At 43.2% G+C, this 25,751-nt stretch carries 28 protein-coding genes and 8 tRNA genes; 22 read left to right on the top strand and 14 right to left on the bottom strand.

All coding sequences use genetic code 11. The annotated features are described in order from the left end of the window. Positions 1-22: 22 nt before the first annotated feature. Entirely contained in the window at positions 23-898 is an 876-nt protein-coding gene (locus DK188_RS13235; RefSeq protein ID WP_111671308.1) for a hydroxypyruvate isomerase family protein, read from the bottom strand. A 13-nt stretch (positions 899-911) separates the two neighbouring features. Beyond that, on the bottom strand, positions 912-2,138 hold the full coding sequence (locus DK188_RS13230; protein WP_111671511.1) for a nucleoside permease: 1,227 nt from the start codon (positions 2,136-2,138) through the stop codon (positions 912-914). A gap of 242 nt (positions 2,139-2,380) precedes the next feature. On the opposite strand from DK188_RS13230, the gene DK188_RS13225 reads away from it, so the two are divergent. The 4 genes from DK188_RS13225 (at position 2,381) to DK188_RS13210 (ending at position 5,901) form a co-directional block, all read left to right on the top strand. Further along, complete coding sequence (locus DK188_RS13225) at positions 2,381-3,550, top strand: Gfo/Idh/MocA family protein (protein WP_111671307.1); 1,170 nt, start codon at positions 2,381-2,383, stop codon at positions 3,548-3,550. Between the two features lie 23 nt (positions 3,551-3,573). Beyond that, the gene (locus tag DK188_RS13220; protein WP_111671306.1) at positions 3,574-4,626 is read left to right on the top strand and encodes a sugar phosphate isomerase/epimerase family protein; all 1,053 of its coding nucleotides are present in this window, start codon (positions 3,574-3,576) and stop codon (positions 4,624-4,626) included. 24 nt (positions 4,627-4,650) lie between these two features. Then, positions 4,651-5,070 (top strand): c-type cytochrome, encoded by a 420-nt coding sequence (locus DK188_RS13215; RefSeq protein WP_111671305.1) that lies wholly within the window; start codon positions 4,651-4,653, stop codon positions 5,068-5,070. Between the two features lie 90 nt (positions 5,071-5,160). Continuing rightward, positions 5,161-5,901, top strand: coding sequence for a 3-keto-disaccharide hydrolase (locus DK188_RS13210; RefSeq protein WP_111671304.1), 741 nt, complete (start codon positions 5,161-5,163; stop codon positions 5,899-5,901). Positions 5,902-5,947: 46 nt separating this feature from the next. Here the strand turns inward: DK188_RS13210 and DK188_RS13205 are convergent, their stop codons facing one another. Next, positions 5,948-6,589, bottom strand: a complete 642-nt coding sequence (locus DK188_RS13205) for an SH3 domain-containing protein (RefSeq protein WP_232825729.1) — start codon at positions 6,587-6,589, stop codon at positions 5,948-5,950. A gap of 320 nt (positions 6,590-6,909) precedes the next feature. Between DK188_RS13205 and DK188_RS13200 the strand changes: the two genes are divergently transcribed. The 9 genes from DK188_RS13200 (at position 6,910) to DK188_RS13160 (ending at position 8,234) form a co-directional block, all read left to right on the top strand. Next, positions 6,910-6,982: transfer RNA gene (locus DK188_RS13200), tRNA-Lys, on the top strand. 32 nt (positions 6,983-7,014) lie between these two features. Then, positions 7,015-7,088, top strand: a tRNA-Pro gene (locus DK188_RS13195). A gap of 29 nt (positions 7,089-7,117) precedes the next feature. Continuing rightward, positions 7,118-7,191: transfer RNA gene (locus DK188_RS13190), tRNA-Arg, on the top strand. Positions 7,192-7,349: 158 nt separating this feature from the next. After that, positions 7,350-7,422 (top strand) — tRNA-Lys (locus tag DK188_RS13185). A gap of 32 nt (positions 7,423-7,454) precedes the next feature. After that, a tRNA-Pro gene (locus DK188_RS13180) sits at positions 7,455-7,528 on the top strand. 29 nt (positions 7,529-7,557) lie between these two features. Next, positions 7,558-7,631: transfer RNA gene (locus DK188_RS13175), tRNA-Arg, on the top strand. Positions 7,632-7,789: 158 nt separating this feature from the next. After that, a tRNA-Lys gene (locus DK188_RS13170) sits at positions 7,790-7,862 on the top strand. A gap of 59 nt (positions 7,863-7,921) precedes the next feature. Next, positions 7,922-8,173 carry a GIY-YIG nuclease family protein gene (locus DK188_RS13165; protein WP_111671302.1) on the top strand — a complete coding sequence of 84 codons (252 nt, stop codon included), beginning with the start codon at positions 7,922-7,924 and terminating at the stop codon, positions 8,171-8,173. Beyond that, positions 8,164-8,234: transfer RNA gene (locus tag DK188_RS13160), tRNA-Lys, on the top strand. The genes DK188_RS13165 and DK188_RS13160 overlap by 10 nt, the downstream gene beginning before the upstream one ends. A gap of 86 nt (positions 8,235-8,320) precedes the next feature. Here DK188_RS13160 and DK188_RS13155 read toward each other — a convergent pair. Beyond that, entirely contained in the window at positions 8,321-8,944 is a 624-nt protein-coding gene (locus DK188_RS13155; RefSeq protein WP_111671301.1) for an LON peptidase substrate-binding domain-containing protein, read from the bottom strand. Positions 8,945-9,040: 96 nt separating this feature from the next. Further along, positions 9,041-10,045 (bottom strand): type I glyceraldehyde-3-phosphate dehydrogenase, encoded by a 1,005-nt coding sequence (gene gap, locus DK188_RS13150; protein ID WP_111671300.1) that lies wholly within the window; start codon positions 10,043-10,045, stop codon positions 9,041-9,043. A 252-nt stretch (positions 10,046-10,297) separates the two neighbouring features. On the opposite strand from gap, the gene DK188_RS13140 reads away from it, so the two are divergent. After that, entirely contained in the window at positions 10,298-11,170 is an 873-nt protein-coding gene (locus DK188_RS13140) for a S1 family peptidase (RefSeq protein WP_111671298.1), read from the top strand. A gap of 47 nt (positions 11,171-11,217) precedes the next feature. On the opposite strand, the gene DK188_RS13135 is transcribed toward DK188_RS13140, so the two are convergent. Beyond that, positions 11,218-12,054, bottom strand: coding sequence for an MBL fold metallo-hydrolase (locus DK188_RS13135; RefSeq protein WP_111671297.1), 837 nt, complete (start codon positions 12,052-12,054; stop codon positions 11,218-11,220). Then, a complete protein-coding gene (locus DK188_RS13130) occupies positions 12,051-12,446 on the bottom strand; it encodes a PAS domain-containing protein (RefSeq protein ID WP_111671296.1) in 396 nt (131 codons plus the stop codon). The genes DK188_RS13135 and DK188_RS13130 overlap by 4 nt, the downstream gene beginning before the upstream one ends. Positions 12,447-12,581: 135 nt before the next feature. On the opposite strand from DK188_RS13130, the gene DK188_RS13125 reads away from it, so the two are divergent. The 3 genes from DK188_RS13125 to DK188_RS13115 all read left to right on the top strand — a co-directional run bounded on the left by DK188_RS13125 (position 12,582) and on the right by DK188_RS13115 (position 13,953). Then, positions 12,582-13,028: a DUF2214 family protein gene (locus DK188_RS13125; protein WP_111671295.1), complete on the top strand. Its 447-nt coding sequence runs from the start codon at positions 12,582-12,584 to the stop codon at positions 13,026-13,028. 95 nt (positions 13,029-13,123) lie between these two features. Continuing rightward, positions 13,124-13,549 (top strand): hypothetical protein, encoded by a 426-nt coding sequence (locus DK188_RS13120; RefSeq protein ID WP_111671294.1) that lies wholly within the window; start codon positions 13,124-13,126, stop codon positions 13,547-13,549. After that, entirely contained in the window at positions 13,546-13,953 is a 408-nt protein-coding gene (locus DK188_RS13115) for a hypothetical protein (RefSeq protein ID WP_111671293.1), read from the top strand. The genes DK188_RS13120 and DK188_RS13115 overlap by 4 nt, the downstream gene beginning before the upstream one ends. An 11-nt stretch (positions 13,954-13,964) precedes the next feature. On the opposite strand, the gene DK188_RS13110 is transcribed toward DK188_RS13115, so the two are convergent. Beyond that, entirely contained in the window at positions 13,965-15,056 is a 1,092-nt protein-coding gene (locus DK188_RS13110) for a 6-phosphofructokinase (protein ID WP_111671292.1), read from the bottom strand. Positions 15,057-15,291: 235 nt separating this feature from the next. Here DK188_RS13110 and DK188_RS13100 point away from each other — a divergent pair, with 235 nt between their 5' ends. Beyond that, positions 15,292-16,242, top strand: coding sequence for a polyphosphate kinase 2 family protein (locus tag DK188_RS13100; protein ID WP_111671290.1), 951 nt, complete (start codon positions 15,292-15,294; stop codon positions 16,240-16,242). Between the two features lie 58 nt (positions 16,243-16,300). On the opposite strand, the gene amaB is transcribed toward DK188_RS13100, so the two are convergent. Further along, positions 16,301-17,845 (bottom strand): L-piperidine-6-carboxylate dehydrogenase, encoded by a 1,545-nt coding sequence (gene amaB, locus DK188_RS13095; RefSeq protein WP_111671289.1) that lies wholly within the window; start codon positions 17,843-17,845, stop codon positions 16,301-16,303. A 65-nt stretch (positions 17,846-17,910) separates the two neighbouring features. Then, complete coding sequence (locus DK188_RS13090) at positions 17,911-18,909, bottom strand: DUF4421 domain-containing protein (RefSeq protein ID WP_111671288.1); 999 nt, start codon at positions 18,907-18,909, stop codon at positions 17,911-17,913. 220 nt (positions 18,910-19,129) lie between these two features. On the opposite strand from DK188_RS13090, the gene DK188_RS13085 reads away from it, so the two are divergent. Together DK188_RS13085 and DK188_RS13080 are read left to right on the top strand one after the other, a co-directional pair. Then, a complete protein-coding gene (locus DK188_RS13085; RefSeq protein WP_111671287.1) occupies positions 19,130-19,909 on the top strand; it encodes a glycosyltransferase family 2 protein in 780 nt (259 codons plus the stop codon). A gap of 148 nt (positions 19,910-20,057) precedes the next feature. Further along, positions 20,058-20,795: an FkbM family methyltransferase gene (locus DK188_RS13080; protein ID WP_232825728.1), complete on the top strand. Its 738-nt coding sequence runs from the start codon at positions 20,058-20,060 to the stop codon at positions 20,793-20,795. Between the two features lie 4 nt (positions 20,796-20,799). On the opposite strand, the gene DK188_RS13075 is transcribed toward DK188_RS13080, so the two are convergent. After that, the gene (locus tag DK188_RS13075; protein WP_111671285.1) at positions 20,800-21,510 is read right to left on the bottom strand and encodes a glycosyltransferase family A protein; all 711 of its coding nucleotides are present in this window, start codon (positions 21,508-21,510) and stop codon (positions 20,800-20,802) included. A gap of 93 nt (positions 21,511-21,603) precedes the next feature. Next, entirely contained in the window at positions 21,604-22,806 is a 1,203-nt protein-coding gene (locus DK188_RS13070; protein WP_111671284.1) for a pyridoxal phosphate-dependent aminotransferase, read from the bottom strand. Positions 22,807-23,147: 341 nt separating this feature from the next. On the opposite strand from DK188_RS13070, the gene DK188_RS13065 reads away from it, so the two are divergent. Then, positions 23,148-24,008 carry a toxin-antitoxin system YwqK family antitoxin gene (locus DK188_RS13065; RefSeq protein WP_111671283.1) on the top strand — a complete coding sequence of 287 codons (861 nt, stop codon included), beginning with the start codon at positions 23,148-23,150 and terminating at the stop codon, positions 24,006-24,008. On the opposite strand, the gene DK188_RS13060 is transcribed toward DK188_RS13065, so the two are convergent. Both DK188_RS13060 and DK188_RS13055 read right to left on the bottom strand, forming a co-directional pair. Continuing rightward, complete coding sequence (locus tag DK188_RS13060; RefSeq protein ID WP_111671282.1) at positions 24,005-24,532, bottom strand: lipid-binding SYLF domain-containing protein; 528 nt, start codon at positions 24,530-24,532, stop codon at positions 24,005-24,007. The two genes, DK188_RS13065 and DK188_RS13060, sit on opposite strands and share 4 nt — an antisense overlap. Before the next feature lie 16 nt (positions 24,533-24,548). Then, positions 24,549-24,905: a YraN family protein gene (locus DK188_RS13055; RefSeq protein WP_111671281.1), complete on the bottom strand. Its 357-nt coding sequence runs from the start codon at positions 24,903-24,905 to the stop codon at positions 24,549-24,551. Between the two features lie 82 nt (positions 24,906-24,987). Between DK188_RS13055 and lipB the strand changes: the two genes are divergently transcribed. Beyond that, a complete protein-coding gene (gene lipB, locus DK188_RS13050; RefSeq protein WP_111671280.1) occupies positions 24,988-25,704 on the top strand; it encodes a lipoyl(octanoyl) transferase LipB in 717 nt (238 codons plus the stop codon). The last annotated feature ends 47 nt before the right edge of the window (positions 25,705-25,751 follow it).

Here is a 25,751-nt window from a genome sequence, read left to right as displayed (position 1 = left end):
TATGGTATTTTGGTTTAATTAGTTACACATCACACACTTGCACCGCCTGAGCCAGTGCAGCTAGTTTATCTTCTGATTTTGGGATAAATTCATGGGAAACATATCCTTTGTATCCAGTAGCCACAATAGCCCTCATCACTGCTGGATAGTTGATTTCCTGATTTTCATCCAGTTCGTTTCTTCCGGGATTACCGGCGGTATGGTAATGACCAAAATAGTGGTGGTTTGTTTGGATGCTTCGGATGATATCACCTTCGTCGATCTGCATATGGTAGATGTCGAATAGCAGCTTGAAGTTGTCACTTCCTATCATTTTACACAGTTCCACTCCCCATGGGGACAAGTCACACATGTAGTCTTTGTGATTGACTTTACTATTCAGCAATTCCATTTGGATGATTACCCCATGCTTTTCAGCCACACTCATGATCTTTTTGAGACCTTCTGCACAGTTTTTCATTCCTGTCTCGCCATCCATCCCATTTCTGTTGCCTGAGAAACAAATCAAGTTTTTGTATCCGTATTTGGCTACTTGGGGAATCAGCTCCGTGTAGTTTTTGATGAGTTGCTCATGGTATTGTGGATCGTTCCAACCTTTGGGTATTCCCAACTCAGCACCATTGCACATGGAGCACTCTACTCCATGGGTCTTCAGCGTGTCCCAACCATTCGGCCCCACCAAATCAATGGCATTAAAACCGATTTTTTTGACTGCCACACACAGTTCGTCCAAACTTAACGAAGGCATTGTCCACGCACATACGCCATGGTGAATATTTCCTTTAAGTTGAAGTGGTGCATTCCCTTCTTTCCAATCGAAAGATGCCAAGGAACTCACTGCAGCTCCGCCTAATAGCATTTTCTTAAAAGAAGATCTCCTGCTTGAGTCAAAATTCATAGGTTTTTGGGGTTTATTGGTGAGGCTTTACTTTTTCATCTTTGAAAAAAGATATGAAAAATAGTAAAACCAAAACTGAAATACCAGCAGGAATCAACCAAATTGACTTCCAAGAGTGAAGACCGGTATCAATAAGGTAATAATTGGAGATCAGACCAGCGGCCCAGAAGCCGATGAGCATACCGATACCGTAAGTGGCCAAGGTGATGAGGCCCTGTGCAGAGGATTTGAATTTTTCACCAGCATGTGAATCGGTATAGATCTGACCACTTACAAAGAAGAAATCATAGCATATCCCATGCAGGACGATCCCCACCAGCAGCATCCAAACGCCAGTATCAGCATCTCCAAAGGCAAAGAAAATATACCGGACTGCCCAAGCTAGCATTGCGACAACCAGGGTTTTCTTGAATCCAAATTTGGTAAAGAAAAGAGGCAAAGCCAGTAGAAAAAGAACCTCGGATACTTGTCCAAGTGCCATTTTACTGGTGGAGTTTTCGACACCAATCTCTGTCAGAAAAGGACTGGCATTTTGGTAATAAAATGCCAAAGGAATACAGATTAAAATGGAAGCAAGAAAGAAAATAGCGAAGTTTCGATGCTTCAAAAGCGAAAGCGCATCCAATCCAAGAATTTCCGAGACTTTGATTTTGCCGGATGATTTCGCTCGTGGTGGCGTCAGAGGTAGCGTGAAACTATAAATCCCCAACACCAGGGAAACTATGGCTGCCATGATCCATGTATTTTTCAGCAGCCCCTCTGACATTCCCTCCTGACTGTCCCATGCCAAAAAAGAAATCAAAAACCCAGATGCAATCCAGCCAATAGTCCCCCAGATTCTGATGACAGAAAACTCCCGAGCTGGGTCTTTCATTTGATTAAAGGAAATGGAATTGACTAAAGCCAAGGTGGGCATGAAAAGAATCATGTAGGCCAATAAAACCGGAAAAAAACCGGAGAAATCTTCGGCGGAATAAAGCAAGTACATCAATAGTGCTCCAATCAGATGGATCACACCCAAGATTCGCTGGGCATGAAAATACCGATCCGCAATGAGACCTATAATAAAAGGAGCAATGATAGCCCCAAAAGATTGAGTTGAAAACGCAAGAGAAATATCCTGATCTTTTGCCTGTAAATTGGCCCCCAGAAAGGTGCCCATCGTGACATACCAAGAACCCCAAACAAAAAACTCCAAAAACATCATAAATGATAAACGGGACTTGACGGCAAAATTCATAGGTATTTTGGGGTAGACAAATGGAATTTCCTTTCTGAAATTTAGATTTTGGGCTTTTTGCTGTATTTTAAGCATCTCCTTTGAGATTCCGAAAAAAGAGGGGGAAAAGTTTTGCTAAAGCCACTCATAACTCCATGTGACAATTGATCATAATGTGACCGCTAAAGGCGCAGGAACCTCGAAATTTCCACCTTAGAAAAAATTTCAACGCAATAAAACCTAATAAACTAATCTATTGACCTATGTCAACAGCTAAAAAACTGAAACTCGGACTTATCGGTGGAGGCCCCGGATCCTTTATCGGCGCAATCCATCTCAATGGAGCACTGATGGATGGAATGTTCGAGTTGGTATGTGGTGCCTTCAGCTCCAATCCTACCAAGTCCAAAATGAGAGGGGAAGAACTCATGCTCGATCCGAATCGAGTGTATAACTCCTATGATGAGATGTTTGAGAAAGAATCTCAACTTCCTGAATCAGAGCGAATGGATGTTGTAGCTATCGTCACCCCTAACAACGTGCACTTTGACCCGACAGTCAAAGCCCTGAAATACGGCTTTCATGTCGCCTTGGATAAGCCTTTGACACTGAACTACCCTCAGGCAAAAGAGCTCTACCACATTGTGAAAAATGCTGACCGCCGATTCTTGCTCACCCATACCTACTCCGGGTATCCCATGATCAAACAGGCCAAGCAAATGATAGCTGAAGGAAAAATCGGTAAAGTCCGTAAAGTATACGTCGAATACCCCCAGGGATGGCTGTACAAACTTCTGGAAACAGAAAACAACAAACAGGCAGAATGGCGGACCGATCCTGCTAGAAACGGACTCGCAGGATGTATGGGTGATATTGGCACGCATGCATTTCACATGGCAGAATACATTACAGGTGAAAAAGTAGCCCAGCTTTGTGCTGACTTGTATATCAAAATCGACGGAAGACCCATTGATGATGACGGAGTCGTATTGCTTCGCTTCGAAAATGGTGCATCTGGAGTACTCATGGCCTCACAGACAGATACAGGCTGTGAAAACAACCTAAAAATTAGAGTATACGGGGAAAAGGGCGGCTTGGAATGGGAACAAGAACTCAATAACTCCCTGACTGTGCGCTTCCCAAATGAACCAGCACAAATATTCCGTGCAGGTACCGGCTATCTTGGATCATTGGCTCAGGAAAATACCCGGACTCCAGCAGGACATCCAGAGGGATATATCGAAGCATTCGCAAACTTATACCGCAATTTTGCAAGATGCATCTATGCCGACCGAGCCGGCGAAAAACCAAAATGGGAATGGGAAGATTATCCGGGCATCGAGGATGGAATTCGAGGAATGGCCTTTATAGACCATGTACTGAAGAGCACTCAATCCGAAACGAAATGGACTCCCTTTATAGTAGAAAAATAATTTTGACTAATTAATTAAAACTCATGAAAACGATCAAAGGCCCTGCAATATTTTTGGCGCAATTTGCCGATGACAAGGCTCCATTCAACAACCTAAAAAACATCAGCCACTACATGGCCGATCTAGGATACAAGGCTGTTCAGATTCCTAGCTGGGATGCCAGAATGATAGATTTGCAAAAAGCCGCAGAAAGCAAAACCTATGCAGACGACATCAAAGGAATAGTGGCTGAGGCCGGCATGGAGATTTCTGAATTGTCCACACACCTTCAAGGCCAGTTGGTGGCAGTTCACCCGGCATACAATGAACTGTTCGACGGTTTTGCACCAGCAAACCTCAAAGGTGACCTGAAAGGAAAATCAGAATGGGCCACACAGCAACTGAAATATGCGGCTAAAGCTTCAGCTAACTTAGGTTTGACGGCTCATGCTACTTTCTCTGGAGCGCTGATGTGGCACACCGTTTATCCTTGGCCCCAGCGACCAGCAGGCTTAGTAGAAACAGGCTTCACCGAACTGGCAAAAAGATGGACCCCTATCCTAAATGAATTTGATTCCTTTGGAGTGGACGTATGCTATGAGCTTCACCCAGGCGAGGATTTGCACGACGGGATTACATTTGAGATGTTCCTTGATAAAGTCGGTGGACACAAACGTGCAAACATTCTCTACGACCCAAGTCACTTTGTACTTCAATGCCTAGATTACCTTCAGTTCATTGATTTTTACCACGAACGAATCAAAATGTTTCATGTGAAGGATGCCGAATTCAATCCTACCGGGAAGCAAGGCGTCTATGGCGGATTTCAGGGATGGGTAGAACGTGCTGGTAGATTCCGCTCTTTGGGTGATGGACAGGTTGATTTTGCAGGTATATTTAGCAAACTTTCGCAATACAATTACGATGGATGGGCAGTATTGGAGTGGGAGTGTGCGATCAAGCATCCTGAGCAGGGGGCTGCAGAAGGCGCTCCATTCATCGATAGCCATATCATCCGCGTGACAGAAAAAGCATTTGACGATTTTGCAGGCACCGGTGCTGACGAGGCATTCAACAAAAAAATACTTGGAATCTGATTACTTAAAACAAATACTTAACAAATGAAAATCAACAATTTATTTAACGTGGGACTGATTGCATTGGCCGGAATGACCTTTGCATGCGGAGGAGGAGAAAAGGCTACTGAAACTACAGCAGAACCAGCTGCAGCTGTACCTGCTAAAGAAATGAGTCTTGAAGAAAAATACCAAAACGATCCGATATATATCAAAGGGTTGGAAAAATTGAAGGCTTCAGATTGTACTTCTTGCCATATGGTAGAGCGCAAAATCGTAGGACCATCCTATGCAGAGGTAGCTGCCAAATATGAAAGCACGGAAGAAAATGTGACCATGCTTGCTACTAAGGTAATCCAAGGCGGAGTCGGTGTATGGGGAGAAGTACCTATGCCTGCTCATCCAGGACTGAGCGAAGAGGATGCAAAGGACATGATTCGATACGTATTATTACTAAAAAAATAACCCGTGTAATCGCGCACGAATCCAGCCTCACATTACGGGTTAAAATCGTGCAAAATTTCATAGGTCAACTGAAAAACATATTCTAATCACATGAAGAAAAGCTATTTGGCACTATGGGCTGCAGCAGGCCTACTTGCCTCCTGCTCTGCTCCGAAGACAGAAGAAACCTCCACAGGAGACTCGACAATTGTGGAAACCCCGCAAGAAGAGTGGATATCACTTTTTGACGGTCAGACATTCAATGGCTGGTCAAAGTATGGTGGAGGAGAAGTGGGGAAAGCCTGGAAAATTGAAAACGGTGAATTATTCTTGGATGCCACCAATAAAGATGGCTGGCAGACCGGTGACGGTGGAGATATTGTTACCAATGAAGAATTTGAAAATTTTCACTTCAAGTACGAATGGAAAATCGCCGAAAATGGCAACAGCGGTGTCATTTTCTTGGTACACGAGTCACCGGAATACCAGTATCCTTGGCAGACAGGCCCAGAAATGCAGGTACTAGACAACAATGGTCATCCTGACGCTAAAATTATTAGTCACAGAGCTGGAGATCTATATGACCTTATCGTAAGCAGTGAGGAGACGGTGAAGCCAGTAGGGGAATGGAATCAGGCTGAGATCATGATCAATCAGGGAAAACTTGATCTTTTTCTCAACGGAGTAAATATTGTATCTACCACACTTTGGACTCCAGAGTGGGAAGACTTGGTCGCAAAAAGCAAATTCAAGGATATGCCTGGATTTGGGAAGTATAAAAAGGGGAAAATTTCCCTTCAGGACCACGGGGACCTGGTTTATTTCAGAAACCTTGAAATCAAAAAGCTATAAAGCTAAAAAGCCCCGAAAGTTTCGGGGCTTTTCTTTTGTGGGCCAATTAAAGACGGGTGACGTTATCTTTTCGGATATAGGCTATTTTCTCTTTCCATTCTACCTCATACCAGATGTCTTTGGAAGATTTAATTTTTACACGATGGCCGGGCTCGACTAGATCCACCAATTCACCACCTGCACTCGGTTTGGACACAATTAAAGTTGGACTTTTGGTCACCAAGGCCGCATTTTGGGATTTGAGGAAATTATTGGTGACAAAAATGAGTACAATCAACAAAACAGAGGGCCAATAAAATCTAGGCTCTGTAAGTTTCCTCCCCTTTGACCATAATAAAATAAGAGAAATAACTAAAAACAGTGTAAGCGCACTCACAAGAACTTCTCTGAATTCCGTCAAAAAGAGTACAAATCTCATCGCATCGCTCACTTCATACCCAACCAATTCACTTTGCCCGGTAAGGCTTTTGATTTTTGTTATGGTCTGAGGATTAGGACTTAAGTCATAATACTTACTGAGATAAAGTGTCGCCATTTCCTTATCACCGATACCCTCGGTAATGAAGGCCATCTTAAGGAGCATCGAGGGAGAATATACCCCCAATTGGTAATTGGCTTGGTAAATCTCCAATGCTTCCTTGTAGCTTCGCTGAGCAAACAAAGAATCTGCTACTAAAAGCTGTGGCACATTAGCCTGACAATGAATACTTTGTAAAATCAGGAAAAAAAATATAGAAAGTTTTGTCAGAAAGATTGATTTGGGGCTTGGCATTTAGAATTCAGAGTCATAAATTTGCAGTCCAATTACGGCATTGATCGGACAAAAAGCAAGTTCACAAAGCCATTTTGGAAGATTTAAGATCGCTAAATGAAGTGATCCCTTACTAACAACTAGGAAGATTACGTAGCTCAGCTGGTAGAGCATCCCGATTTTTATCGGGAGGGTACTCAGCTCGACTTCGTTCTAGGAGAAAGTTTAAAGAAGCTTTCATAAAATTTATAATAGCAGATTCCGTAGCTCAGCTGGTAGAGCAATACACTTTTAATGTATGGGTCCTGGGTTCGAATCCCAGCGGGATCACAAATTTAGCTTACAAGGAGTTAAAAAGTCTTCGGGGTGTAGCGTAGCCCGGTATCGCGCCACATTTGGGATGTGGAGGTCGTAGGTTCGAATCCTGCCACCCCGACTTAATTAATAACTAGAAGTAGTTATCCGGGTCCGCTAGCTCAGCTGGATAGAGCAACTGCCTTCTAAGCAGTAGGTCTTAGGTTCGAATCCTAAGCGGATCACAAAAAAAATGAGCGGAATTCGTTCCGCTTTTTTATTTAATGAAAATCAGATTCCGTAGCTCAGCTGGTAGAGCATCCCGATTTTTTCGGGAAGATCCTCAGCTCGACTTCATTCTAAGAGAAAGTTTAAAGAAGCTTTCATAAAATTTATAATAGCAGATTCCGTAGCTCAGCTGGTAGAGCAATACACTTTTAATGTATGGGTCCTGGGTTCGAATCCCAGCGGGATCACAAATTTAGCTTACAAGGAGTTAAAAAGTCTTCGGGGTGTAGCGTAGCCCGGTATCGCGCCACATTTGGGATGTGGAGGTCGTAGGTTCGAATCCTGCCACCCCGACTTAATTAATAACTAGAAGTAGTTATCCGGGTCCGCTAGCTCAGCTGGATAGAGCAACTGCCTTCTAAGCAGTAGGTCTTAGGTTCGAATCCTAAGCGGATCACAAAAAAAATGAGCGGAATTCGTTCCGCTTTTTTATTTAATGAAAATCAGATTCCGTAGCTCAGCTGGTAGAGCATCCCGATTTTTTCGGGAAGATCCTCAGCTCGACTTCATTCTAAGAGAAAGTTTAAAGAAGCTTTCATAAATTTTATAATAGCAGATTCCGTAGCTCAGCTGGTAGAGCAATACACTTTTAATGTATGGGTCCTGGGTTCGAATCCCAGCGGGATCACTAAAGCAGACTAGAAATAGTCTGCTTTTCCTATTTTTAGACTGTTTGATTTTTGGATCATGGCATGGGTTTATATTTTGTATTCTAAAAAAATTGATAAGTATTACGTAGGTGCGTGTTCCGATTTGGACAGGAGGATCTATGAACATTCTATAGGCCATTCAAAATTTACATCTACCGGAATCCCGTGGGAACTGGTCTATAATGAGGAATGGGAAGACTTATCCCTCGCCAAACAACGGGAATTGAAAATCAAAAAGATGAAGTCAAGAGTTTTCATTGAACGCCTCATCCAAAAAGGAAATCCATAGCTCTGATGGTAGAGCATCCCGATTTTATCGGGAGGGTCCTGGGTTCGAATCCCAGCGGGATCACTAAAGCAGACTAGAAATGGTCTGCTTTTCTATTTAATTTGAAGGGGTCGTGAAGTAAATTAAGTCTGACATTTATTTATCCGGTTAAAATCTCAAAGGATCAAGATACTTAAAGTGTCCATTTAACTTAATTTTCTCTTTTGCAATTTCCAGAGCTTTGATAGCAGGTATCATTCGCTTGAAATGACCAATAAGGAAATCCGTTCGCTCACTTTCTGAGGTCATCTGAAGCAAAGCAAGCTCTTCGTCAAGGCTTAACCCAAGCTTGTGGGCAAAGGTGAACGAATTGACTGATTGAGGATCAATTTCCATTTCAAAATTCAACAAATGGAGCATTTCCTTCAGGTAAAAAATGAATTCATGATGCTGAATGGAGGTAATCACTGGGTCATTTTTCAAAAAAGACACTTTGCCACCCGCATAAAGTTTCCCAGGAGCAGGGTTATCAAAACTCAATATTTGGAATACTCTCAGTCCTCTTGTCTGAATATCCAATCTCCCATCCTCGTAGCGCTTTTTTACTTTTTCAAGCAGTATTTCGGTACCGTATCCGCTCAACTTGTCTGTGAATACACAAATCCCAAAAGTCAGCTGATTTTCTTCCACATCGGCCAAGAGCTCCTTATATCTTGGTTCAAACACATGGAGATTAAGTTCCTCTCCGGGAAATGCGACAAGTTTTAAGGGGAAAAAAGGCAAATACATCATGGTGGATTTTAGGATTAACCAATAAACCAAAAGTTGGTTGGCTATTTCTACACTTTTCTAACGAAAAAGCCCCGAATTACTTCGGGGCTTATCCAATTATTTTTTTGCGATGTAAGTCAACAAGTCTACTACTTTATTGGAATAACCCCATTCGTTGTCATACCAAGAAACAACCTTTACGAAGGTATCTGAAAGCTGAATTCCAGCCTCAGCATCAAAAATTGAAGTTCTTGGATCACCGATAAAGTCATTAGAAACTACTGCATCCTCCGTGTATCCTAGTACACCTTTCATAGTGGTCTCAGAAGCTTCCTTCATTTTGGCACAAATCTCAGCGTATTTGGCAGGCTTCTTAAGTCTTACAGTCAAGTCTACTACAGACACATCTGGAGTAGGAACTCTAAAGGCCATCCCAGTTAATTTACCATTTAGTTCGGGAATTACTTTGCCTACAGCCTTAGCAGCACCGGTAGAGGACGGAATGATGTTTTGTCCAGCTCCTCGTCCACCTCTCCAGTCCTTTGCAGATGGGCCATCGACTGTTTTTTGAGTAGCTGTAGTCGCATGCACTGTGGTCATCAAACCTTCTTCTATTCCCCAGTTATCGTTTAACACCTTTGCGATAGGTGCCAGGCAATTGGTGGTACAAGATGCATTGGATACGAATACCATATCTGAAGTGTACGAATCTTCATTTACCCCCATCACAAACATAGGTGTGTCGTCCTTCGAGGGTGCTGACATGATCACTTTCTTTGCTCCAGCATCAATATGTCCTTGGGCAGTTTCCTTAGTCAGGAATATTCCAGTAGATTCAATAACATAATCAGCACCTACTTCACCCCACTTCAGTGATGATGGGCTCTTCTCGGCAGTCACACGGATGGCGTTTCCATTGACGATCAATGAACCATCTTTCACTTCTACAGTTCCCTTGAACTGTCCATGTGTGGAATCATATTTTAGCATGTAAGCCATGTAATCGACATCGATTAGATCATTGATGGCTACCACCTGAATTTCTTCTCTCTCTTGCGCTACGCGAAAAGCGAGTCGGCCGATTCTTCCGAATCCGTTGATTCCTACTTTAATCTTGCTCATAAGTATTGTTGATTTTGAGTATAGGTTTGATTCCACAAACTTTTCAGGAAGCCTCTTTTGGCCAAAATTTCCTGACTTGAGGCTAAGTTATTACAAATAAACGGATAGCCCAAACTTCTTGGGAGTCGACTTGGATCGAAAAGGAATTTGAATAAATTCAATCGATTTCGCACTTGAAAATTTTCAGTTTCAAGCTGAAAATTGATTCTTTGGACTTCAAAGTTGATTTTAACATCCCATTTTGTCAAGACCATGTTCGTAAATGCCATTCAGAAAGTAGCAGGATTTACCCGAGCCATACATTCTATTTCTAGAAACTTCGGAGGTAACAAAATCGAAAAAGGGGCAGCAACATTATTTTTTGTGAATCAGGAAGGATGGGCGCTGACTTGTAAACATGTAGCCCAATGGCTCACGAGCGCTGATGCAATCAATAAAAAATACACTCAATACCAAACCGAAGTCCATAATCTAACTACCGGGCAGAAAAAGGCTGTCGCGAAGCGAATGGGTTTGGACGAAACAAAAGTATCCGAGATGAAAGTGACTTTCGTGGACTGTGTGGATCAGTTGCAAAATATTCGATTCTTTCTTCACCCGGAATACGATTTGGCACTACTGAAATTTGAAGGTTTCGAAAAACCTTCCTACTCGGAAACTCCTGTATTTCTGAAAGATGATCAAACTGTCCAACCCGGCGCAATGCTTTGTAGACTGGGATTCCCCTTCCCTGAGTTCTCCAATTTTCACCTGAATCAAGAAACCGATTCGCTCGAGTGGAATAAAACAGGCCAAGCCCGTTCACCTAGATTTCCGATTGAAGGTATGGTGACCAGATTTCTTGGTGATAAGTCAGGCAAGGTCTACGGAATTGAAATGAGTACACCAGGTCTCAGAGGACAAAGTGGTGGACCGCTTTTTGATCCAGAAGGAAGAATCGTAGGTATGCAAAGCAGAACCAAGCATTTACACCTCGGGTTTGATATCGAAGACAAGGAGGTTATCGCCCATGGCAAGATCAAAAAGGTGAATGATTATGCCTTTATCCACTTGGGCGAATGCATTCATATCTCTGTGATCAAAGAGTTTCTTAAAAAAAATGATGTCAGATTTGAGGAGGGATAAGATAAACATCTTTAGTTAAGAAATAGGCTTAAAATAACTCAGGCAAGTTATCCCAAATCATAGGTTTTCCCCTCGGCACAAATTTCTACTTCAAAATTCAACTTGAGATTTTGAGTGGAATCCAACAGCATTTGGTCGAGCTGCTCATCAGACCGGATAGGTTCATGATGAAAAAGGGCCAATTTTTTAACCTTGCACATTTTCCCAAACGCAATGGCATCACGTATGGAACTATGCCCCCAACCGATCTTGCTTACATATTCCTTGGATGTGTAGGCCGCATCATGTAGCAACAAATCTGCCCCATTGGCGATTTCAAATCCACTGGTCCATTCAGGATCATTCGGAAAATTAACTGAGCCCATTTGCAGCTCATGGTCGGGCAGATACGCAAGTACTGATTTATTCGCTGTCAGTCTGTAGCCCAATGTAGGCCCAGGATGACAAATATAATCCGATTTGACAGTTACATCTCCTATTTTAAACTCGCTCGTGTTCAACTCATGAATTATGGGATGCCTGGGCAATTCGCTGAGTCTGACGGGAAATAAAGGAGGTGAAAAGTACCTACGCAGCCGATTGACCAAAGGCTCGTTACTCGTAGACGGTCCATATAGGTGAACAGTTATTTTAGGATTATAGAGCGGAGCAAAAAAACCCAAGCCCATCGTATGATCCATGTGAAGATGCGAAAGCAGGACATGGACTTCGGTGATTTCAGGACTTAGGTATTTTCCAAGTCGGAGAATTCCAGATCCTCCATCCAATATAATACACGCCTCTCCGTGCATAACCTGAATACAGGATGTATTGCCTCCATAGATCTTGTTTTCAGGCCCTGGAGCAGGCAAAGAACCTCGACATCCCCACACCTTTACCTTCATGCGTCCTCTGTTTTCCAAAACATGGCCATGGAACCTAAAACCCTATCAGGACGCCCCATGATAGGAAATGATGAGACGGTAATGTGAATCCGATCCCCTTTGAGGCTATCAATATAGAATGAACCGAAAGCAGGGCTTTTAGTGGATATGGTCTTTACCAATGGCAAATCCTCAGGAATAATCGGATTACCCTCACTATCTGTCGGGGTGAAAACAGTCGCCCATTCTTCCACTCGCATGCCACCCGTCTCTCCAAACTTCAACCCAAAAATAGTCTCTGCAGCTTCATTGTAGAAAAGTAAATTACCCTCAGGGTCCACCAAAAAACAAGGCATTCCAAGGCTATCACCAAACTGCCTTGCCAAAATCAGTTCCAAAGGTTGTGCCGGCATATATTCTACAGGAGCTATGTAAAAAACTTTAGAAGTTAACTATTTTTCATCAATCACAGAACTATCTACTATTTATTTGTTGACTCGCCAAATTTCAGCTTACTTAAAATCGAATTCAACATTTAATCTAACAAAATGACTCTTGAACTTCTCCTCCGTTACCTCCACTTTGTCAGCATTTTTGCAATTGTAGGTTCTCTTGTTTCGGAACATTTGCTACTCAAACCAATTCTTCCAAAAAAATCCATCGACCTGCTTTCTAAAATTGATGGAATCTATGGACTGGCGGTACTTTCTTTACTTGGAGCCGGATTGACCCTTTGGCTGGGAGGTCATGGAAAACCCACTGAATTTTACTCTGAAAATCCGATTTTCCACTTTAAACTGGGTCTATTCGTAGGGATAGGACTTTTGTCTATTTACCCTACCGTTTTCTTTATCAAAAACAGAAAAGGGGATCCAGAAGAAATAGTCACTGTGCCTAGGGTTATATTTTGGATGATTCGGATCGAGCTTGTCTTGGTTTTCCTTATTCCTATTTTGGCTGGTTTGATGGCAAAAGGAATTGGCTTAGGCTCATAGTTTTTTAAAAAAAAGTAAGTTAGACTTACACGCTATGAAAAACTTGAGTTAGATTCATCCAGAGAAAAACTAAAAAAAACTATACACACCCGCATATGGCTAAATTTTTCCTAGTTCTGACGATAGCATTTTCATTCTTATCGAACGTCAAAGCTCAAAATCAGGAAAGCAAAATCCTGATCCAAGAATACATCAAACGAAGTGAACAACAGAAAAAAACAGGCTTAATCATGCTGGGTGCAGGGGTTGGATCTGTAATACTTGGCACTGTACTGTTTGGTGTCGGGTGGTCCGACGGAAATAATGCTGCAGGAGTATCCGGGGTCTTACTGGCATCAGCAGGGAGTATTTCTACCTTAGTGAGTATCCCAATATTGGTCAGTTCCGCTTCCAATGGCAGAAAAGCAGCTAAACTAGGAATCAGCACTTCCCAGATCGGAGATGGACTTCCGACAGGATTTTCCACCAAAACTTACCCCGCACTTAGCTTTTCCATCCCATTTAACTCCAAGAACCCATGAAACCCATTTTTCTTTCGCTGATTCTTTTCAGCTTTTATTTTCAGGCATTTGGGCAGAAAGTTGAACCTTCTCAGCTTCAATTGGATCTCATTGGAAAAAGCGATGCGCAATACAAAGCGGGTTGGATTTTCCTCGGAAGTGGTACAGCTTTATCGCTGACCGCCCTAGTTATTCCTAGAACCTACGATTACAACGATGGATCCAGCAATAATCGAGTCATTTCTTTTTTAGGATGGACAGGTTTTCTTGCCATTGGCACCAGTATTCCACTTTTCCTCAGTGCAGGACAAAATGCCCGAATGGCAGCCAAACTTAGCTTGGAATCACAATCCTCAATTCAGCCGATTCCGATCCCAGGCCAACCCAGACATTTTCCCGCTCTAAGTTTAAAAATCCCCCTTTGAGGAGGTTACTCTCAATCCCCAAAAGAAATACCGAGACCTTTTGCAGCTTTGACCAATGTCCCATTGGGATTAACCACATTGTATGCACTGATGGCTTCTTTGATCGGAACAGAGGTAAAGTCATTGTTTTGCAGTACCACCAATTGTCCAAACTTGCCATCAAGGACCAACTCCATCGCTTTGACGCCAAAAACTGATGCAATTACTCTGTCAAACGCCACCGGAGTACCTCCTCTTTGGGTATGACCGAGGACTGTCTCCCGGATATCCGCCTCAATTCCCGCCTCTTTTAATTGCTGGCTGAGGGTAAAGCAAACTCCGCCCAAGCGCACTGCATGACGACCTTCTTCGCCCAGCGTGGAAGTGATCGACCCCTCTTTGGCATGTGCACCCTCAGCGATGACAATATTTACAAATCCACGCCCATTGTTATATCTGCTTTTGATTCTGCGTATCACCGCAGATAAGTCATAGGGGATCTCAGGAATCAGACAGATCTCAGCACCTCCTGAAATAGCCGTGTAAAGGGCAATCCAGCCGGCATTTCGTCCCATCACTTCCATAATCATCACACGATGATGACTGCTGGCAGTAGTGACAAGTCGGTCAAATGAATCTGATGCAGTCTGCACAGCAGTCTGAAAGCCAAAAGTAAAATCTGTGGAGTTCAGGTCATTGTCGATTGTCTTGGGAACACCTACTACTGGCATCCCTGCCTCAAACATTGCTTGAGAAATTGCCTGTGAACCATCTCCACCGATATTGATTACGGCATCAAAACCATGAGACTTCAGCCGGTCAACCAGCCATGGGATTCTGTTGGTCAATTTGATGGTTCCATCTGCCTGCTTTTCAGGGTAACTCATGGGGTTTCCTTTATTGGTCGTACCTATGATGGTACCGCCCAAAACATGGATTCCAGATACGGCTTTGTCATCCAGCCTGATCAGGCGGGTTGGCTCTTCCATCAACCCATTCAGCGCTTCATAACTCCCCCATACTTCCCAATCTTCCTCTCGGGAAGCCCGTTTCACTATCCCTCTGATTACTGCATTTAAACCAGGGCAATCCCCTCCACCAGTGGCAACAAGTATCTTTTTCATAGAAAAATCTGATTTTAACAAGTAGTTAAAGCTACACTTTTATTCATTTCAGATTTGAGAGCAAATCCTATTTCTTTATTTATTACCTTATTTCTACAATTTGAAATAGCCTGCAGTAATTCCAAAAGTTTTCTTTTCAGGACTTCGTTTCTCCGGTTTTTGAACCAAAGAAATCCAGGAAAACGACTCAAGAATACAGCATCTTCGATTTTGAAAACTTCAAAAAACAATTCCTATGTTAAAAAATGGAGAAGAAGTACTAAGTGACCTCAAACGCCTCAACAAAGAACAATTAATCGCAAGAGCCAAAAAATTTGCAAAGAAGTATAACGTGGGAAATGGAGAGAAATTCAAGTTGAAAAACTTCTCCACAACTCCCAAAATGGTCCTAGGACCAGAGGATAAACCTTTGGTAAAGGAAGCTTTGGAACAAGGTATCGACGCACTAGCTGCACTACAGGACATACTTTATGCACAAGACCGATGGTCCCTTTTGGTCATCTTTCAGGCCATGGATGCTGCTGGCAAAGACGGAGCTGTGAAACACGTCATGTCCGGCATCAATCCTCAGGGCTGCCAGGTGACTTCCTTCAAAGTACCCAGTGCTGAGGACCTTGACCACGACTTTCTTTGGCGATGTCAAAAGCACCTACCCGAGCGAGGCCGTATTGGGATTTTTAATCGATCCTATTACGAAGAGGTACTTGTCGTACGAGTGCATGAGGCAATCCTTCAAAATCAAAAACTTCCCAAAAAACTGATCACTAAAAAAATCTGGAAGGAGCGATTTGAGGATATCCGAAATTTCGAACAATACCTCCAAAGAAATGGCACAGTCGTCATCAAAATCTTTCTTCATGTGTCCAAGGAAGAACAGAAGCAGCGATTCATTGACCGCATAGATGATCCCGAAAAAAATTGGAAATTCAGTACAGGAGACATCAAAGAAAGAGGCTATTGGAATGAGTATCAGGAAGCCTATGAGGATATGATCAAAAATACCTCGACCAAAAATTCTCCCTGGTATATCATTCCTGCTGACAATAAAGCCTACGCAAGAATTGGGGTAGCGGCGGCGATCATCAGCGCACTGGATAGAATGGACCTTGCCTATCCCGAAGTCAGTCCTGAAAAAGTTGCCGAACTTCAGGAAATCAAAAAAGCGCTTTTGGAAGAAAAAGCATAAAACATAAAAAAGACCATTCTCAAGATGAGAATGGTCTTTTTGCTTTTTTTTCCTTGACTTAAATATCGAATTTGATCCCCTGTGCCAATGGCAACGAAGTCGAATAATTGATCGTGTTCGTCTGCCGGCGCATGTAGGCCTTCCAGGCATCCGAGCCTGATTCTCTCCCTCCTCCGGTTTCTTTTTCCCCTCCAAAAGCGCCTCCTATTTCAGCGCCTGAAGTACCGATATTGACATTGGCAATACCGCAATCAGATCCAGCTGCGGATAGAAATGCTTCTGCCTCACGCACATTAAGAGTCATGATGGCTGAAGAAAGTCCCTGAGGAACGCCATTTTGCAAAGCGATAGCTTCTGGTAAGGTTTTGAATTTGATTAGGTACAGAATCGGGGCAAAAGTCTCGTGCTGTACGATTTCGAAGTGGTTTTCGGCTTCGTAGATTGCAGGCTTCACATAGCAACCGGATTCAAAGCCCTCCCCTTCCAAAACACCACCTTCTACCACTGCTTTACCTCCTTCTGCTTTAACTTTTTCGATCGCTGTCAAATAGCCATTCACTGCATCCTGATCGATCAAGGGTCCAACGTGATTCCTTTCATCCAATGGATTGCCAATGACCAATTTGGAATAGGCAGAAGCTAATCTGCTTTTCACTTCTTCGTAGACATTCTCTTGAATAATCAAGCGCCGGGTGGTCGTACAGCGCTGACCGGCTGTACCCACGGCACCAAAAAGTGCTCCCCGAATCGCAATGTCCAGATCCGCATTTTCTGTAATGATGATGGCATTGTTTCCTCCCAGCTCAAGTAAGGAACGACCCAGTCTCGCTCCTACAGCTTGGCCTACCAGTTTTCCCATTCGGGTGGATCCTGTCGCTGAGACTAAAGGAACTCTGGGATCATGCGACATGAGTTCCCCGATCTTGTAGTCACCGATGATTAGGTTGGAAATCCCTTCCGGCATGCCATGCTTCGCAAAAACTTTGCCCGCAATCAGCTGGCAAGCAACCCCTGAGAGTGGTGCTTTTTCCGAAGGCTTCCAGAGGCAAACATCCCCACAAACCCAGGCCAAAGCCGCGTTCCAAGACCAAACAGCCACAGGAAAATTAAAAGCAGAGATAATCCCAACGATCCCCAGTGGATGCCACTGCTCGTACATCCGGTGACCCGGACGCTCAGAGTGCATGGTCAGACCATAAAGCTGACGGGAAAGGCCAACTGCAAAATCACAGATATCGATCATCTCCTGCACCTCACCGAGTCCCTCCTGATAGGATTTGCCCATTTCATAAGAAACAAGTTTTCCCAGATCGGCTTTTATTTCTCGGAGGGCATTTCCGATTTCGCGGACGATTTCTCCTCGCTGTGGCGCAGGTACCAGCCTCCACTTTTCAAAGGCGATTTGTGCTTGACTGATTATTTTCTCATAGGTTTCCTCATCTGAGAGTTGGACTTTAGCGATGAGCTTTCCATCTGCAGGGGAATGGGAAGAAAGCAAGGATTCTGCTGATTCCAGCCAATTAATTCCGGTGGAAGCGCCTAAATTTTCTGGCTTGATACCTATTTTTTGTAAGGATTGTAGAATCCCAAATGAATCAGTCATAGCAATCGGAAGGTTTTTTGGATCCCCAAAGCTAAAAAATAAACCAAAGGCTACTAGGAAAACCCTCAGTCAAAAATTCGCATCAAAATATTCTTTGGATTCAGCTTGGTGTACGTTTTTGTGAATTTTGGACCAGGATTTATTTTGTAAATGAAGTTGATCCGGTAGTTCCCTGTGTTGGCCGATTGAGCTATATCTATCTGTTTTGCAAGGTTAAGTTGCTTATGCAAGTAGCTGCCGTTGATGGAAAATCGCTCACCATTGTATCCTGCAAACCCTCTCAAAAAATACCCTGTCATCAGCTCCACTCGTCGGGTATCTTTGTCTTGTTCAGCTTTGGAAAAACCCAAACCCAGATTGCCCGAGGCTGCTCCAGTCAGGAAAAAGCCCTTTCCAAACACCAATGTCCCTGCCAGCCCTGCACTGGGGCCTACTTGATAGAAATCCGCTCTGGAGTAATTGCCCGGAATCATAAGTTCATTCGGTATAATCAGAGAATCTCCACTTATTCTTACCCGATAAGCTTCGAAACCTACCATAGGCGAAAAGGCTGACTTTTTCTGGATTGCGGTTTGATGAAAGGCTGCTTCAAATGAAAGCTTGTCACCATTGAATAAATAATTGACACTCGCACCGAGTTTTACGACTCTGACATCTCTTCTGAAATAGTCTTCTCCCGTATTCTGAAAATCACGGATGTAGTATCCCAGATAAAACTGCCCAAATGCATCAATAATCCATTTATTGGGATAAATGTGCGATTGAAGATCCAAGAAACCCGGCCAGTCCTTTTCTCGATTGGGATTTAGGAAAGAAAGTGGTACTGCTAAGTTCAGTGTGAACTTCTGGAAGCTGACACCGAATCCAAAATTCAATCCCGAGTTCGGTTCATAGCGTCCTACCTGATCTCCATAGTTGAGCTCTGTATATTTTCTAGAAACATACATTCTTAAGGCCATCGTTTGTGGAGACTCTTTGATATAAGCAGTATCGATTCCTTTGGTTTGAGTCATCGCATTACCAAAAAAAATAAAAAAAAGTGGCAAGAATAAGAATCGTTTCATCTCCGATGTGGGCTATAGTTATACCAATATATACAAAAAAATCAGGACGCGGTCTGCTTACCTAAAAGAACAATTTTTACTTGATTGACAGCAAAATAGAACCTGAGGCAGATCGGTGCCTTTGAAAAAAAAGAAGTGGGAATTCGGCTATTTTGAGGTTAGTTTTCAATCGGCTACCATACGACAAATAATTAGTAAACTTGTGTCCATTCTTTCCCAGATGAATCATCCTCTCGTTTCAATCGTAATTCCTTGCTACAATCAAGCTCGATACCTTGAGAAAACTGTGGAATCCGTGCTGAATTCTGATTATAAATGGATCGAGGTGATTATCATCAATGACGGCTCCTCAGATGACTCGCTAAAAATCGCCAGGAAACTGAGTGACCAAAACCAGCTGGTCAACGTTTTTGATCAGGAAAATTCAGGAGTCGCTTCGGCAAGAAACCATGGCATTCGTGAAGCAAATGGAAAATACATCCTTCCACTTGACGGGGATGATTTGATTTCCACAAAGTATATCTCAGAGGCGGTCAAAGTCTTTGAATCCAATCCAGAAGTAAAAGTCGTCTATTGCCATGCAGTGAAATTTAATGAGCAGGGACAAAAAGCATGGAAGCTAAAACCATTCAGTAGGCGATTGCTTGCCAAGGACAACATGATTTTTGTCGCCGCCCTTTTTAGAAAAGTGGATTGTGATGCTGTAGGCGGTTTTTCTGAAGATATGAAGATGGGCAGAGAGGACTGGGAGTTTTGGATCAAAATGCTGAAAAATGGAGGAGAGGTAGTCAAGCTGCCCTTTGTGGGATTTCAATATCGACTTACTCCCAGTAGCAAGCGAAAAAAAACTGGAACAAATCAAAAAAAACGAGAGAGAATCGACTACCTCAATACCAAACATCCCGAGTTTTTTGAGCGAGAATTAAACGGCCCATTACGCTTCCAGCGAACTTGGTCCAGGCCTTACAATTCACTTCTCAAATGGCTAAAGATCCGGTGAATCAACGTTCAATTATTGGAATGAAGGATCTCTTTCAGTTAATTGCCACCCCATCCCAAGTCTCTTCAAAATGTCGATAAAATCTGCTTTTAAAAATTTCTACAAGAACCTCAGAATCTCACTTAGTGCGGATGAAAATCCATTCTTCATGGCTTACTATCGTAATTTGTATAAGCCGAAGCCAGGAAGCCTCTCAGAATTTCTATCCGAATATTCCTTTTCCAAAAAAGGAAACTTCACCGTCATTCAAATAGGGGCAAATGATGGCATCACCAATGATCCCATTCATAAATTCATCAAACGAGATCGATGGAAAGGCGTCCTTCTGGAGCCTCAAAAGGCGGTTTTTGACCAATTTTTGAAAAAAATCTACGCAAAAAATACAGAATTAAATCTAATCTGCGCAGCTATTGGCTCTGAGGATGGATCCCAAAAGTTGTTTAAAATCGGCTTTAGCGAAATGAGATGGGCTACAGGTTTGGCTTCTTTTTCCAAAGAAAAAGTGGAGGAACTTTTTGAAAATGGAGTGGTCGAAAAAAATTGCAGCAAATTTGGAATACCTGTCCCAACAGACCCAGAGAAGCGGATCAGTTATGAAGAAGTACCCGTGATCAGTCCGAAAACCATCCTTTTGAAATATAACATTCAACGAATCGACTTGCTTCAAATCGATGCCGAAGGATTTGATCTTGAAGTCATTCGGATTTTTGATGTTCCAACTAATCAGATCAAAGCCATCATTTTCGAAAATGTAAACCACGCTCGACAAGAACTCGAGTCCAGCTATCAAATGCTGAAATCCAATGGCTATCGACTGAAAGAATTTGGCAGAGACACTCTCGCCCTGCATCAGTCTGAGGTTGAAATGATGAAATTCTTGGACTGATTCCTTAGATCTTATCCAGCCCCTTCCAAAACTTCAAAAAGTAGTATTTCAGCGGATTGGTATATTTCAGCTGCTTCCATGGCCGGCTGGCATGTGGTCGATGCCATACGGGCGCATTCATGAGTACAGTATTATCAAAACCCAACTCGATTGATTTCTTGGAAATAAAGGTATCGTACCAATCCTTGGCCTCATCCAATCCTGCAAAGTCATAGCTTTTCAAAAAGTCCAGCGTAAAAAGCGTGCAGCAGAAACTCAGGCTGCGCTGGGTTTTTATCACAGGTTCTTTTATTCCCTTGAATTTCAGATAGGGAAAATTCACAACCCCAGCTTCGTCCACAGTGACGGATCCAATGAGCCCTGATTTTCCACTTTTCTCCTGCTGAGAAAGCAAATTTGAAATCGTATCCGGCTTCACTACTACATCTGACTCTACCACCAAAAGGGGCAATTGGGCCTCCAAGGCCATCTTTTGCGCTAGCTGCAAGACCAACTTATAATTCGGAGAAGGATGATCGGTCAGGTCTTCGAGGTGAATTACCTCGAATCCGATTTTTCCTTTGTTCGCTTCAAGGCTTGCCTTAGTTTCTGCGGTACTGAAATCATTGAAAATCACATGGCGTACAGGAAGATCCGAGGCGGCGATTGCCTTCGCTGTATCCAGAGTTGTTTCGATTGAATTTTTCACCGGAGTGATGACCAGTACGTCTGCCATGAGTTTAGATTTTGATCAAAATTAAGCCTTTCTGCCAAGGCAAAAAAATAGCCCAAACTTTCGTCAGGGCTATTCTTACGCTAGTTGATTCGATCAGGCAAGTTCACCCAATGCTTTTTTGATTCGCTTCAGTGCCTCTACCAGCTCTTCGTCCGATGCTGCATAGGACAATCTCACGCAATTAGGAGCGCCAAATGCCTCTCCCGTCACGAGCGAAACATTTGCGATAGCAAGTAGGTACAAGCAAAGGTCATCGGCAGTTTTCACGTCATATCCATGTGCTGACTTCCCAAAGAAGGAACTTACATCTGGGAAGAAATAAAATGCACCTTCAGGGATGTGGGTTTTGATTCCGGGAATATCCTGAATCAATCCCAAAACCAGATTCCTTCTTCTCAAGTAGGCTTCAGCCATTTCTCTGGAAGGTGTCTGATCTCCGGAGATGCCGGCCAAGGCAGCACGCTGAGCAATACCGGTATTGCCTGAGGTAAATTGTCCTTGGATCTTTTCACAGGCTTTGGCGATCTCTAGGGGAGCACAGATGTACCCTACTCTCCAGCCGGTCATGGCGTAGCCTTTGGAGAAACCGTTGACGGTAATGGTCCGCTCAAACATGCCTGGGAATGAAGCGATACTGTAATTTCTTCCCACAAAATTGATCAATTCATAGATCTCATCCGCGATGACCACCATAGATGGATGGCTTTTCACCACTTCAGCAATAGCTTCCAATTCTGTTTTGGAGAAAACAGATCCGGTAGGATTACAAGGTGAAGAGTAAATAACGGCTTTGGTTTTTGGGGTAATTGCTGCCTGAAGTTGCGCTGCTGTTGCTTTGAAGTTATTTTCCAAAGTTCCTTCGATCAAAACCGGCACTCCACCGGCCAATTTGATGATCTCAGCGTAGCTCACCCAGTACGGTGAAAAAATCACCACTTCATCGCCCTCATTGATCAGACACATGAATACATTGGCTATGGAATGTTTCGCTCCTGTGGAGACTACAATATTTTCAGCTTTGGCGGCTGTGATTTCGTTCTCTTCACGAAGCTTCTTGGCGATGGCTTCTCTCAGATCTTGGTAGCCAGCTACCGGTGAATAAGAAAAGTACTTCCCCTCATCAATAGCCGCTTTGGCAGCATCCTGAATGTGCTGAGGTGTCTTAAAATCCGGCTCACCCAAGCTCAGGCTGATGATATCAATACCTTGGGATTTCAGTTCTCGGGCTTTTTTTGCCATAGCCAGAGTCGCTGATTCCTCCATACTCAGTACTCGATCTGATAGAATAGAATTCATTTTTTATCTGATTTTTTTACAAATTCCTCAAAAATAGACAGAAGATTATAAAATCTAAATAATCCTGTGGAATTGATGGGTAAATCCATCATAAAGTGAATGACATGCAAAATTCTTTTTGCAAGATCAAAATTCCGCCAATGAAAAATCGGGACAGGCTATGTGACCAATAAAAAACAAATTATTAACACATGAAATGCCCATAATCCCGTAGGTACGGGGATCACACAAGGGAATGATTATCCGGAGCATTCCATATGGCCTTTAAAAAACCAAATTATAATCATATGAAATGTTATTTTTGAACAAAATAGAAGGCAAAATCTGCCGTTTTTAATGCTATGAGCAGGCGATTATCCGTTTTAGTACTTCTTTTCTTGATTTCCGGCCAAGTCACTTTGGCGCAAAAAAACGACGCTGATAGAAAGTCCGACCCTGATTCTACCGGTGTAGTGAATTCTGCGCTTCTTCCCTCAGTAGCGCCCTTGCTGCTTTTTGACGAAACCGATGAAAAAGAGGAGAAAAAAGAAAAGAAAAAGAAAGCCCGAAAGAACATTTGGTTTGGAATCAAAACGCAGCGGGGATTTACCAGGCGAGAACTCCGAGGCCAGACCTATTACGAGTACTTCAACTACACAGATGCGGACCGCAATCCTGACCCTTACATCCGGGACGTGTATTGGTTTGACAGCAAAGACCGAAGCATCAAAACTAGCGGCTACACCAAAGAAGAAGGCTATCTACTTCATGGTCCGTATGAGCGGATCGTCAATGAGACAGTGGTAGAGAGCGGAATGTTTTATTATGGTACCAAGCACAAAACCTGGATGCTTTTTGATGATAAAAATATCCTTCAGGACAAGAACCACTACTCGGAAGGTTGGCCTCGCGAATCACGAATTTCCTATTACAATCAAGCTTCAAAGTCCATCGAAGAAATCATCCCCGTCCAGTATAGTTTGGAAGAAGGAAATTACTTCTACTTCCATGAGGACCAGCAGATTGCCGTGACTGGAGAATATAAGTATGGCGAAAAAGTAGGACTGTGGACCGAATATTGGGACACCAACAACGATAAGACAATCCGCAAGCGTGAAATTCAATATCAGGAGGAACCCTATACGAAAAATTTCCGCCCTTATATCCGCGCAGAGTGGGATAAGGACGGAAATCTGATATACCGAAAAGGAGATCTGAATTAATTTTCTGAGTATTTAAATTGCTGTCCTCCGACAGATGCCTCATACATCAATCCACCCTTGGTGCGTGTGAATACCATCACCCCATCTACATATTTGGCATTGAGGGAAGCGCCTGATGCTGCAGCTACTGCAGATACCTGAGCGGACATTTCAATTTTATTTTCTTTGAAGCGATCAAAGGCTTCCTTGTTTTCAAAAAACACCACCTCGCTGTAGGATTGACCTCCTGCCTGAAATCCGATCGTGACTTGGGTCATCCGCGCAAAACCCACACGATTGCCTCCCTGATACGCAACTCCATTACCGGATGCTCCACCGACTCCAAGACCTCCCTTTCCTACATTGGGGAGGATGATGTAGCCATAAGCCGAAGAAAACAACTTAGCGATATCCGGATCATCCGCTAGAAAAGCCTCCTTTGCGTCCTGTGCGTCTTCGATGATTCGCTGGCTTTTTTTGTCTGATTGTGCCTGTGCGACCAAGCACCAAGCAATAGCAAAAAGGAAAAGAACTGTTTTTTTCATAGTAAATAAGGTTAGGTTAGTAAAATGCGTCTTCAAAATGTCGGAAGTTCACAGTTCCACTCCGGTCCTTGTACACACCCACGATGTCAAACCGGATGTCTTTTTGCCAATCATTTTCATAAATATACTGATCCGCTGCCTTCACCAAAAGCTTCTTTTTTATCGAATCCACAAATTCTTCGGCATAGCCAAAGCCCGTTCCTGAGCGGAATTTCACCTCCACAAAAATCAGCATGCCTTTATATTTCATAATCAAATCTATCTCCGCATGCTTGTGTCGGTAATTGCTGTCCAGCAGTTCGTACCCTTTACTGACGAGCCAGTCTGCAGCGAGCTGTTCTGCCTGTCTTCCGGCATCATTATGTTCAGCCATGATATATTTGATTAATTTTGAAAAATCGAAGAACGCTTCAGCCTTTCCGGCTGTTTAAAAGTGAATTCCGTCAGGAAATCAGATGAACGAAAATATCAATAAAACTGTAAAGTTCCGAGATCTCGGCCGCATGGATTACCAAGAAGCCTGGGATTTTCAGGAGGAGATTTTTGGAGAGACAGTCGCATTAAAAATCAAAAACAGGAATCTCCCTGCTTCCGAACAGCTCCCGACTCCAAACTACTTGTTTTTTGTAGAGCATCCACATGTCTATACGCTTGGAAAAAGTGGAAAACCTGAAAACCTTTTGCTAGACGAATCAGGACTAGAAAAGCATCACGCGAGCTATTACAAAATCAACCGGGGAGGTGACATCACTTATCACGGTCCCGGGCAGCTGGTAGGATATCCCATTTTGGATCTGGATAATTTCTTTACAGACATCCATAAGTACCTACGTCTGCTAGAGGAAGCGATTATTTTGACTTTGGCGGATTATGGAGTTCCTGCGGGCAGAATCGATGGACTGACCGGAGTATGGCTGGATCACGAAAATCAGATCAACCCCCGCAAAATATGCGCAATGGGTGTCAAGTCTAGCAGATGGGTGACCATGCACGGTTTTGCATTCAATCTGAATGTGGACCTTGGCTATTTCGGACACATTATACCCTGCGGAATCGACGACAAAGCGGTAACCTCCCTCCACCTAGAATTAGGCAGGCGAGTAGATGAAGCCGAAGTCAAAGAAAAGGTAAAAATCCATCTTCGGGATTTATTCGGAATGGAGTTGATCTGAAAATAGAACTAGGCTACGCGAAATAAGTGGAGACAGGCTTCGAGAGA

Source organism: Algoriphagus litoralis, assembly GCF_003259255.1.
GTDB lineage: Bacteria > Bacteroidota > Bacteroidia > Cytophagales > Cyclobacteriaceae > Algoriphagus > Algoriphagus litoralis.
The sequence above is the reverse complement of the archived record's forward strand: the minus strand, read 5'-3'. Positions and strand labels throughout refer to the sequence as shown.